Origin of the sequence: Paenibacillus agri, assembly GCF_013359945.1 — a bacterium.
In the GTDB taxonomy this organism is placed as follows: domain Bacteria; phylum Bacillota; class Bacilli; order Paenibacillales; family Paenibacillaceae; genus Paenibacillus_AQ; species Paenibacillus_AQ agri.
Genome location: NZ_JABWCS010000181.1, coordinates 35,599 through 45,518, shown reverse-complemented (window position 1 = coordinate 45,518; position 9,920 = coordinate 35,599). Strand labels below are relative to the sequence as shown.

At 46.3% G+C, this 9,920-nt stretch carries 10 protein-coding genes, 1 tRNA gene and 1 rRNA gene; 10 read left to right on the top strand and 2 right to left on the bottom strand.

The annotated features are described in order from the left end of the window. The 10 genes from rrf to HPT30_RS02470 all read left to right on the top strand — a co-directional run. A 5S ribosomal RNA gene (rrf, locus tag HPT30_RS02515) occupies positions 1-83 on the top strand; the annotation flags it as partial. Between the two features lie 432 nt (positions 84-515). Next, on the top strand, positions 516-1,973 hold the full coding sequence (gene guaB, locus HPT30_RS02510; RefSeq protein ID WP_175369938.1) for an IMP dehydrogenase: 1,458 nt from the start codon (positions 516-518) through the stop codon (positions 1,971-1,973). A gap of 125 nt (positions 1,974-2,098) precedes the next feature. After that, positions 2,099-3,499: a D-alanyl-D-alanine carboxypeptidase family protein gene (locus HPT30_RS02505; RefSeq protein WP_175369933.1), complete on the top strand. Its 1,401-nt coding sequence runs from the start codon at positions 2,099-2,101 to the stop codon at positions 3,497-3,499. A gap of 111 nt (positions 3,500-3,610) precedes the next feature. Then, positions 3,611-4,492 (top strand): pyridoxal 5'-phosphate synthase lyase subunit PdxS, encoded by an 882-nt coding sequence (gene pdxS / locus HPT30_RS02500; protein WP_175369932.1) that lies wholly within the window; start codon positions 3,611-3,613, stop codon positions 4,490-4,492. 17 nt (positions 4,493-4,509) lie between these two features. Continuing rightward, entirely contained in the window at positions 4,510-5,094 is a 585-nt protein-coding gene (gene pdxT / locus HPT30_RS02495; protein WP_175369931.1) for a pyridoxal 5'-phosphate synthase glutaminase subunit PdxT, read from the top strand. A gap of 85 nt (positions 5,095-5,179) precedes the next feature. After that, positions 5,180-6,469, top strand: a complete 1,290-nt coding sequence (gene serS, locus HPT30_RS02490) for a serine--tRNA ligase (protein WP_175369930.1) — start codon at positions 5,180-5,182, stop codon at positions 6,467-6,469. Between the two features lie 66 nt (positions 6,470-6,535). Next, positions 6,536-6,624, top strand: a tRNA-Ser gene (locus HPT30_RS02485). A 136-nt stretch (positions 6,625-6,760) separates the two neighbouring features. Next, complete coding sequence (locus HPT30_RS02480; protein ID WP_175369929.1) at positions 6,761-7,102, top strand: hypothetical protein; 342 nt, start codon at positions 6,761-6,763, stop codon at positions 7,100-7,102. 11 nt (positions 7,103-7,113) lie between these two features. After that, entirely contained in the window at positions 7,114-7,266 is a 153-nt protein-coding gene (locus HPT30_RS02475) for a small acid-soluble spore protein P (RefSeq protein WP_066368058.1), read from the top strand. 103 nt (positions 7,267-7,369) lie between these two features. Next, positions 7,370-8,467, top strand: coding sequence for a hypothetical protein (locus HPT30_RS02470; protein WP_175369928.1), 1,098 nt, complete (start codon positions 7,370-7,372; stop codon positions 8,465-8,467). Positions 8,468-8,627: 160 nt separating this feature from the next. Here the strand turns inward: HPT30_RS02470 and HPT30_RS02465 are convergent, their stop codons facing one another. Both HPT30_RS02465 and tadA read right to left on the bottom strand, forming a co-directional pair. Then, positions 8,628-9,182 (bottom strand): GNAT family N-acetyltransferase, encoded by a 555-nt coding sequence (locus tag HPT30_RS02465; protein WP_175369927.1) that lies wholly within the window; start codon positions 9,180-9,182, stop codon positions 8,628-8,630. A gap of 4 nt (positions 9,183-9,186) precedes the next feature. Continuing rightward, on the bottom strand, positions 9,187-9,726 hold the full coding sequence (gene tadA / locus HPT30_RS02460; RefSeq protein ID WP_175369937.1) for a tRNA adenosine(34) deaminase TadA: 540 nt from the start codon (positions 9,724-9,726) through the stop codon (positions 9,187-9,189). Positions 9,727-9,920 lie beyond the last annotated feature (194 nt).

Here is a 9,920-nt window from a genome sequence, read left to right as displayed (position 1 = left end):
CCATCCCGAACACGACCGTTAAGCCCTCCAGCGCCGATGGTACTTGGACCGAAGGGTCCTGGGAGAGTAGGACGCCGCCAAGCACTTGAGCCCTTGTTGATTTAATCAACAAGGGCTTTTTGTGTTTTTAGAAATGAATAAATAGAAAAACTCAAAGGTTATTTTTGTAAAATAAAGGCTGAATTACCTCGTTAACGTGTTTCGATGGTGGATAGAACCATTATCTTTGTCCGCCTATTGTGGACTTATGTCCAAGAATTCGCTTACCTGTGCAGGCAAATTTTAATCCTGTAATTGATGATGTAATATTCTTGACAGTGCAAATGCCCTTTGCTAAGATAGGCAATAATATATTTTTGGACATGCATCTCAAACCTACACTGAAGATACGATTTTGTACAACTTTTGTTGCTGTACTTTTGTCTGTCGTGAATGGACTCGATCGAGTTTTTTCTTCATTTATAAAGTTTGTGGGCGGGTAGAATAAATATAACTATCGAGGAGGAATGACCCAGGTGTGGGAAGACAAGTTTGGTAAAGAGGGCTTGACGTTTGATGATGTGCTGCTGGTTCCGCGCAAATCCGAGGTACTACCGAAGGAAGTAGACTTGACGACTGTTCTGAGCAAGAATGTAAAGCTGAATATTCCGCTTATCAGTGCAGGGATGGATACAGTTACTGAAGCGGCTATGGCAATCGCTATCGCACGTGAGGGCGGTATCGGTATCATTCACAAGAATATGTCTGTAGAGCAACAAGCGGAAGAAGTAGACCGTGTGAAGCGCTCTGAGAGTGGGGTTATTACTAACCCGTTCTCGCTTACTCCGGACCACTGGGTCTCTGACGCAGAGCATCTGATGGGTAAATACCGCATTTCCGGTGTACCTATCGTCGATGAGAACAAAAAACTGGTAGGTATCCTTACCAACCGGGATCTGCGCTTTATCCACGATTTTAACATTCAGATTAAAGAAGTAATGACTCGTGAGAATCTTGTAACTGCACCTGTGGGCACAACACTTCAGGAAGCTGAAGGCATTCTCCAGCGTCATAAGATCGAGAAGCTGCCGCTTGTCGATGAGAACAATATTCTTAAAGGTCTAATCACCATCAAGGATATTGAGAAAGCGATCCAGTTCCCTAATGGTGCGAAAGATGCACAGGGCCGTTTATTGGTAGGCGCGGCAATCGGAATTTCCAAGGATACTTTCGAGCGTGCTGAAGCACTGGTTAACGTAGGTGTCGATCTGATTACGGTCGACTCTGCGCATGGCCATCACATCAATATTATTGATGCCGTTCGTAAATTGCGTGAATTGTACCCTGAACTGACCATTGTTGCAGGTAACGTGGCTACAGGCGATGCAACACGTGAGTTGATCGAAGCTGGGGCTTCTGTGGTTAAGGTCGGTATTGGTCCAGGCTCGATCTGTACGACGCGGGTTATCGCCGGTATCGGCGTCCCGCAAATTACAGCGATCTATGATTGTGCGACGGTTGCCCGTGAGTATGGGATTCCAATCATTGCTGATGGAGGTATCAAGTACTCCGGTGAGATTACTAAGGCGATTGCCTCTGGTGCCCACGCTGTTATGATGGGTAGTCTTTTCGCAGGAACAGAAGAAAGCCCTGGTGAATCTGAGATCTACCAAGGACGTAAGTTCAAAGTATACCGTGGTATGGGCAGTATGAGCGCTATGAAACAAGGTAGTAAGGACCGTTACTTCCAAGATGACGACAAGAAGCTCGTTCCTGAGGGCATCGAAGGTCGTGTAGCTTTCAAGGGACCTCTTTCTGACACCATTCACCAATTGATTGGCGGTCTCCGCTCTGGTATGGGTTATTGTGGAACGAAGAATCTTAATGAGCTGCGCAATGACACGGCATTCATCCGAATTACAGGTGCTGGATTGCGTGAAAGTCACCCACATGATGTACAGATTACAAAAGAAGCGCCGAACTATTCCGTATAATGGAATAGAATGACTAAATAATGGACAGACCGGGCGATTTTCGCCGGGTCTGTCTTTTTTTGCAGATACCCCTGTGTTAGAATAGAACAAGCACTGAAATGAGTTTCAAAGGAGAGTAATATTCATTGAAGCATAAGAGAAAACAATTCAGCGGTAAACAATTCGTGATTAAGACAGCAACGGTAGGTTTGCTTTTAAATATGCTTTTGTCACCTTCGATTCCGGCAGCTTTGGCTGAAGCGGCGAAGACGCCAGCTACAACAGATTCCGGTAAAACACCGACCACGAAGGCTGTAACGGGTACAGTCTCCAAAATTCCTTCTGTAGATTCCTTAGGTCTAAATGTACGGTCAGCCGTTCTAATGGAGCCTACTACAGGCGAAATCCTAATGTCTCTAAATGCCGATGTTCCACTTCCTCCGGCGAGTATGACCAAGATGATGACCGAGTATTTGGTTGCTGATGCTGTGAAGAATGGACAGCTGTCTTGGGATCAAAAGGTTGTCGTGCAAGAGAATGCTTCCAAACAGGTCGGTTCCCGTATTTTCCTCGCTCAAGGTGATGAGCATACAGTTGAAGAGCTGTATATAGCGATGGCAGTTGGTTCGGCCAACGATGCCACCGTGGCTTTGGCTGAGCTGGTATCCGGTTCGGAGCAGCAATTTGTAGAGCTCATGAACCAGACGGCACAGAAAATGGGCATGAAGACGGCTTATTTTATCAACTCTACAGGTCTTAGCCGGGCGGATATGCCAGCGAAATTCCGTCCAGAAAGTGACCGTGAGACTGTAATGTCTGCTATGGATGCTGCGATTCTTGCTAGATATATTGTTACCGATCACCCGGACTTTAATAAGTTCACAACCATTCAATCTTATAAATTCCGCGAGCGTGATAAGAAGCCGATCATTAACTACAACTGGATGCTAGAATCGAATAAGGATATCGCCAACTTCAAGGCTTATGCTTATCCTGGTCTTGACGGACTTAAGACAGGTCATACTGCCAGCGCCGGGAACTGCTTTACAGGTACGGCTGTCCGTGATGGCATGCGCTTGATCAGTGTGGTTATGGGAGCAAACACTGAAGCGCATCGTTTCACCGAGACGAAGAAAGTCCTTGATTATGGATTTAATAATTTTGAGATCAAGCAGGTCGTTGCACCAAAGTCAGTGATTCAAGGTACTGAAACAGTGCCAGTGGTAAAAGGGAAGAATAAAGAAGTACCGGTAGTTACGGATCAAGGCGTAACATTTATCGTACCTAAAGGAACGACTGCTCCGAAAATTGAGTCCACTGTTCAGACCAATGATCCAGCGACACTGGTTGCTCCTATTGCTACCTCCTCCAAGGTCGGCAAGGTGACTTATACTTACAAGGTAGACGGCATGGATCTCGTTCAACAAAAGACTGTGAATCTGATTACGGCAGAGGAAGCTGAAAAAGCGGGCTGGTTCAAGCTATTTCTTAGAGCAATAGGCGAATTTTTCGGTGATCTCTTCAGCGGAGTCAAGAACTTGTTCTAACGAATTTTTTGTCTAATGAAGTAAATATTCCGAGTTAACGGGTTGTATATTTACGCTTCATGCAGTAAAATTACAAGTTAGATTAATGATAGTCAATCGGGAGGCATGGACATGGAAACAGGAACATCGCGAGTAAAACGAGGCATGGCAGAAATGCAAAAAGGCGGCGTCATTATGGACGTCATGAATGCAGAACAAGCAAAGATTGCCGAGGCCGCGGGTGCAGTTGCCGTTATGGCTCTGGAACGCGTACCTTCCGATATCCGCGCAGCAGGTGGCGTAGCACGGATGGCTGATCCTACTATTGTAGAAGAAGTTCTCAAAGTGGTAAGTATCCCCGTTATGGCAAAGGCGCGAATCGGTCATTATGTTGAAGCGAAGGTCCTGGAGTCCTTGGGCGTGGACTACCTTGACGAGAGTGAAGTACTGACTCCGGCTGATGAAGTGTTCCATATTGATAAACGTGAATTTACCGTTCCATTCGTTTGTGGTGCGAAAGATCTGGGTGAAGCTCTTCGACGTATTAATGAAGGAGCATCCATGATTCGGACTAAGGGCGAACCAGGAACAGGCAATATTGTTGAAGCGGTACGTCATATGCGCTTTATCAATAGCCAAATCCGTAAAGTGACTAACCTTTCCAAGGATGAGCTTTATAATGAAGCAAAAACACTTGGCGTTCCTTACGAACTGCTGCTTGAAGTTCATGAGCTGGGCAAGCTTCCGGTGGTTAACTTCGCCGCAGGCGGTGTAGCTACACCGGCTGATGCTGCTTTGATGATGCACTTGGGTGCTGATGGTGTGTTCGTCGGCTCCGGTATTTTCAAATCGGACAACCCTGAGAAATTCGCTCGTGCTATTGTGGAAGCTACTACACACTACACTGACTACAAATTAATTGCCGAAGTGTCCAAGAACCTTGGTGCACCAATGAAGGGTATCGATATTGCGACGCTGACACCGGCTGAGCGTATGTCGGAGCGTGGCCGTTAATAGAGAGAGGGTTCAGGATGAAAATAGGAGTGCTGGCGCTTCAGGGCGCAGTAACAGAACATATTGTCAGTATTGAGAAGACCGGTGCTGTAGGCTTACCGATTAAGCGGGTAGAGCAGCTGGAAGAGGTTCAGGGGCTTATTATCCCTGGTGGTGAGAGTACTACGATCGGCAAGCTGATGCGCAAGTATGGCTTTATTGAAGCGATACGTGACTTTTCTAGCCAGGGTAAGCCTATATTTGGAACCTGTGCCGGTCTGATCGTACTTGCACAACGTATTGCCAGTGGGGAGCCTGGACATTTGGAGCTGATGGACATTACCGTGGCTCGGAATGCATTTGGCCGCCAGCGGGAAAGCTTTGAATGTGACCTGGAAGTCAAAGGGATTAATGAAGCGGTTCGTGCCGTATTCATCCGAGCCCCTCTTATTACTGAGGTGGGCCCTGAGGTCGATGTTCTTACTGTCTATAACAATGAGATAGTAACTGCACGCCAGGGCAATCTGCTGGTCTCCTCTTTTCACCCGGAATTAACCGACGATTACAGGCTGCATCAATACTTTGCAGATATGGTTCAGGCCGTCGGTACAGCTAATAAATAGAACTGTATATAAGAACATCTTGACTCTTTCAATGCTGTAGCAGGCCTATTGAAAGAGTTAAGGCTGTTTTCAGGAGGGAAACTTTGTGTTAGATGTGAAAATATTGCGCAGTGATTATGCCCGCGTAGAGGAAGCACTTGAGAAACGCGGAAAATCACTGGATTTGATTGCAGAATTCCCGGCGCTTGATTTGCGTCGCCGTGAAGTACTGCAAGAGACAGAAGGTCTTAAAAACCGTCGGAATACGGTTTCTGCAGAGGTAGCCAAGAAGAAGAAGAACGGTGAGCCTGCGGAGGACCTGATTACTGAAATGCGTACGGTATCTGACCGTATTAAAGAATTGGATGATGAGGTACGTGAGCTGGAAGTCAAAATCTCCGAGCTGACGATGAATATTCCGAATATTCCTCATGAATCCGTACCGGTCGGCAAGTCTGAGGAAGAAAATGTCGAGATTCGCCGGTGGTCAGAGCCGAAGAAATTCGAATTCACGCCAAAATCCCACTGGGAGCTGGCACAGCAGCTGGATATTATTGATTTTGAAGCGGCAGCGAAAGTCACAGGCTCGCGGTTTGTTTTCTACAAAGGCCTTGGGGCTCGTCTGGAGCGCGCGTTGATCAACTTTATGATGGATCTGCACAGCGGAGAACATCAATATGAAGAAATGCTGCCACCTTATATTGTTAATAAGGACAGCCTTTATGGGACAGGACAACTGCCTAAGTTCGAGGAGGATCTCTTCAAGCTGCGTGACACAGAGTATTACCTGATTCCGACAGCTGAAGTTCCAGTTACTAACTACTACCGTGAAGAAATCCTGACAGCTGCCGACCTGCCTAAATACCATGTGGCTTACAGCTCTTGCTTCCGTTCTGAAGCCGGATCTGCTGGACGTGATACACGCGGCTTGATTCGCCAGCATCAATTCAACAAGGTAGAGTTGGTTAAAATCACCTCAGCTGAGACTTCCTATGAGGAGCTTGAAAAAATGACGGCCGACGCTGAGCGTGTCTTGCAGCTGCTGGGCCTTCCTTATCGTGTACTAGGACTCTGTACAGGTGATATGGGCTTCACCGCGGCTAAAACATACGATTTGGAAGTTTGGCTACCTGAAAGCGGAATGTACCGCGAGATCTCTTCCTGTTCCAATACAGAGGACTTCCAGGCCCGCCGTGCCAATATTCGTTACCGCAAGGAGCCTAAAGCTAAGCCGGAGTTCGTACATACGCTGAACGGATCCGCACTGGCTATTGGTCGGACTGTAGCCGCTATTTTGGAGAACTATCAGCAGGAAGATGGCAGTGTGCAAATTCCAGAATGCCTGCAGCCGTACATGCGGAATGTGAAATCCATTACCCCAAAATCGGTTCAATAATAATATAGTTGCGTAACCTTTAGGTTGTGTGATATAATTCCTATTGCATGTGATTTTAGTTTTATTGGAGAGGTACCGAAGCGGTCATAACGGGGCGGTCTTGAAAACCGTTAGGGTGCAAGCCCACATGGGTTCGAATCCCATCCTCTCCGCCATTTATTTTCAAGAACATCATTTATATAACGAACCGAAGCTGTCTCCTCTGGAGGCGGCTTTTTTTGTTTGGTTTCATTGGGGAATAAAAAGATGGGTTTCTCGGCAATGTATTAGAGAAGGAGGGTGATTATAACAATGAACCGAGATTTGCAATTGGATCAACAGCAATTGGTCTCCGCCTGGCAGGAACGCCTGCCTGCGCTTATGGAGGATGGCGACAGCTTCACTGTGCAGGGAGACGCAGCAGACCGCACTAGCCTGCTTATTCATTTTAATGCAGCAGGACATCAGGATTACTCACTGGATTTTCGCTGCACGTATGTGGACAGCAGGGAGGTAGCTGTGAACCTGATTGATGTGGAACAAGCAGGACGGCATATAGATGAACATACGGATGCCGTACAGGGCCTGGCACAGCAGTATGCGCGGCAGATACATGAATGCGCACAAGCCCTGAAAGATATTACTAATCCATAGGAGGAGAGCGTATGAGCAAACCTAAAACGATTCAGGTTCCAGGAACGCAGAATTCCGGAAGAAGTCGCAAGGAGGAGCCTAAATCTAATGGACAGGAGCCACTTTCCGGTTCGAAAAAGGTGAAGCAGGCCAACCATGTGGATCATCATAATCCACAAGGATAAAAATTAAACCGACTTTAGTTCTTGAGTAATGTTTCTCAAAATTGTCAAATGGTATATCATTAGGGGAGGGAAACATTTCTTTGCATGGGAGAGGAGATATATAATGTTTAAAAAATGGGGGCTATCCGCGGCAGCGCTGTTGGTTGCAACAGCTGTAATTCTGCCAGGATGTGCAAGTAAGCAAGAACCACCGAAAGAAGCGCTAAAGAATGCCGCAGCTAAAGCGGTAACACTCAGCTCTTATGAGCTGAACACCAAATTTGTGGTCAATAATTTATCTATTGATGCACCTACGGATGATCCATCGAGTGCGATGGCTACGCAGGTAATCAGTATGCTGAAGAACGCAGAGATTTCCGTGGACAGTGTATATCAAGCGGATCCGATGCAAACCGAAGCCACGCTGGTGCTTAACCTGAAGGGCGATATGGCTATGAGCTTTACTATTCCTATCGTTGCCACTAAAGAAAAAGTGTATATTAAGGTTCCATCTATACCGTTCTTCCCGATTCCAGAGAACATTGTCGGCAAATTTGTAGAGCTGGATCTCAAAGAACTGGCTGAAAAATCAGGTCAAGAGATCAATACTGCAGCACTGGATACTGAGAAAGCGCGCAAGCTTCAGAGCGAAGTTCTGGACGCTGTTCTGGCTCAGTACGACGAAGCTAAATACTTCAAAGATATCAAACCTAAGGATGCAGGACTTCCTGAAGGTGTGGATGCGAAGCAGGTCATTCAGTTTGGGCTGAACAATGACAATATTAAAGAAGCGATCACGATCTTCATCAATAACGCGCTTCCTAAACTCTTCGACGTAATCAGCAAGGAAGAATATAAGGATTTGTTGCAAGTAGATCCTGCGGATCTAGCAAAAGCTAAAGAGGAGATACTTGCTGGAAAGAATAAAGAAGAAATTGACAAAGATCTGGCCGATCTCGAAAAATACTTAACGATCAACCAGTTCCAGTTCAATACTGCAATCAATAAGGATGATTTCCCGGTGTATCAGAATCTTCTGATGGACTTTAAAGTGAACATTCCGGAAGATAGCACAAACATCGGACTGTCGGTCACTGGCAGCAACCAATATAGCAAAATCAACGATAAAGCCGATTTCAAAATCGGTATTCCGCAAGGCGATGCTGTTGTAACATTGGATGAGTTGCAGAAGCAGTTTGGTGGTAGCTCTGATACATTTTAATCGGTAAAATATAAAGATCCCGCACGTGCCCTTTAAAGGCATGTGCGGGATTTTTTAAAAATATAATAATTTATATGTTTTACGCTATAAATCATCTTTATATTTCTCGCTGAAACGGATACCCTCCCTTAGAGGACGACAAAGCCGTTTCTACTTGGCTCTACTTAAATTCGTCGGCCAGGATGGAAAAGGTCTGGTGATCCTGGTATTCTCCGTTGATCTTAAGGTACTTACGGGCCACGCCCTCGACCTGAAAGCCGTTCTTCTCAAGAACCCGGCGGGAACCTTCATTGTGGAGCAGGATACCTGCCTGCACCCTGTGCAGACCCAGTGCGCGGAAGGCATATTCCAATACAAGTCTGACAGCTGCGGTCATATAGCCTTTACCTTCGGTGTCCTTATCAATGAAATAGCCGAGGTCTGCATATTGAGCTACTCCACGTGCTACATTAGACAAAGTAATTTGGCCAATGAGTTTGCCATCCAGCGCATAAATTCCGAACATATAAGCCCGATCTTGTTCTGCATCGGCAGTCCGTAGGCTTATATGCTGCTGCTGGGCTTCAAGTGTGAAGAAATCATTGTCCCGCTTCGGCTCAAATGGCTGATGTGCGATTCGGTTGCGCAGGCGTAGAGCAAGCAATTCCTCGGCATCTTTAAGGGCTAGAGGGGAGAGATAGATTCCTTTGGATGAGTTGGATAAAGTGAGTGTCATTGTTCTATTCCTTTCTAATATCTTGACTTGCTATCGGAATTTCTAATTTGTCGGCTGTGGCCGGCTTGCGGCGCAAACGACGGAAGAAGGAGGTCAACAGTTCAGCGCATTCCTCCTGTAGAATGCCCTGAATGACCTCCGTACGGTGATTAAATCGCGGTTCCTCCAGCAGATTCATCAGGGTCCCCGCACAGCCCGCCTTAGGATCCGTTGTGCCGTATACAGTCAGTGGTACTCTGGATTGTACCATCGCTCCTGCGCACATGGGGCAGGGCTCTAGCGTAACGTAAAGTTTGCAATCCAGAAGCCGCCAAGAATTCAGAGCCTGACTGGCTTCCCGAATGGCTACCATTTCGGCGTGTGCAGTCGAATCCAGTGTGGTCTCCCGGAGATTGTAGCCACGTCCGATGATTTTATCATCATGTACAATAATTGCACCAATGGGAACTTCACCGAGTGCTTCTGCCTTGCGTGCTTCTTCGATTGCATACCTCATCCAATACTCATGGGCGGCTTGTGCATCTATAGGCGGTTCATATTCCATCTTACTCAAAAGTACATCTTCCCTTCGGATTTTGTTCCTATTGTTCAACGAACAAATATTCGTTCTGAACAAATTGTGTACAAGTCTGTGGATAACCGCCGACTTATACACATTTTTGTACACAATACGTTCTGATAATTTGTTTATATGTGCATAAGATGTGGATGGTTTCATACCCATTGTAGTGAATGTGT

What these genes read in the sequence shown, in the direction of transcription:
- pdxS (WP_175369932.1), top strand. Translation starts at nt 3,611, where the DNA reads ATGGAAACAGGAACATCGCGAGTAAAACGAGGCATGGCAGAAATGCAA.
- pdxT (WP_175369931.1), top strand. Translation starts at nt 4,510, where the DNA reads ATGAAAATAGGAGTGCTGGCGCTTCAGGGCGCAGTAACAGAACATATT.
- HPT30_RS02480 (WP_175369929.1), top strand. Translation starts at nt 6,761, where the DNA reads ATGAACCGAGATTTGCAATTGGATCAACAGCAATTGGTCTCCGCCTGG.
- HPT30_RS02475 (WP_066368058.1), top strand. Translation starts at nt 7,114, where the DNA reads ATGAGCAAACCTAAAACGATTCAGGTTCCAGGAACGCAGAATTCCGGA.
- HPT30_RS02470 (WP_175369928.1), top strand. Translation starts at nt 7,370, where the DNA reads ATGTTTAAAAAATGGGGGCTATCCGCGGCAGCGCTGTTGGTTGCAACA.
- HPT30_RS02465 (WP_175369927.1), bottom strand. Translation starts at nt 9,182, where the DNA reads ATGACACTCACTTTATCCAACTCATCCAAAGGAATCTATCTCTCCCCT.
- tadA (WP_175369937.1), bottom strand. Translation starts at nt 9,726, where the DNA reads ATGGAATATGAACCGCCTATAGATGCACAAGCCGCCCATGAGTATTGG.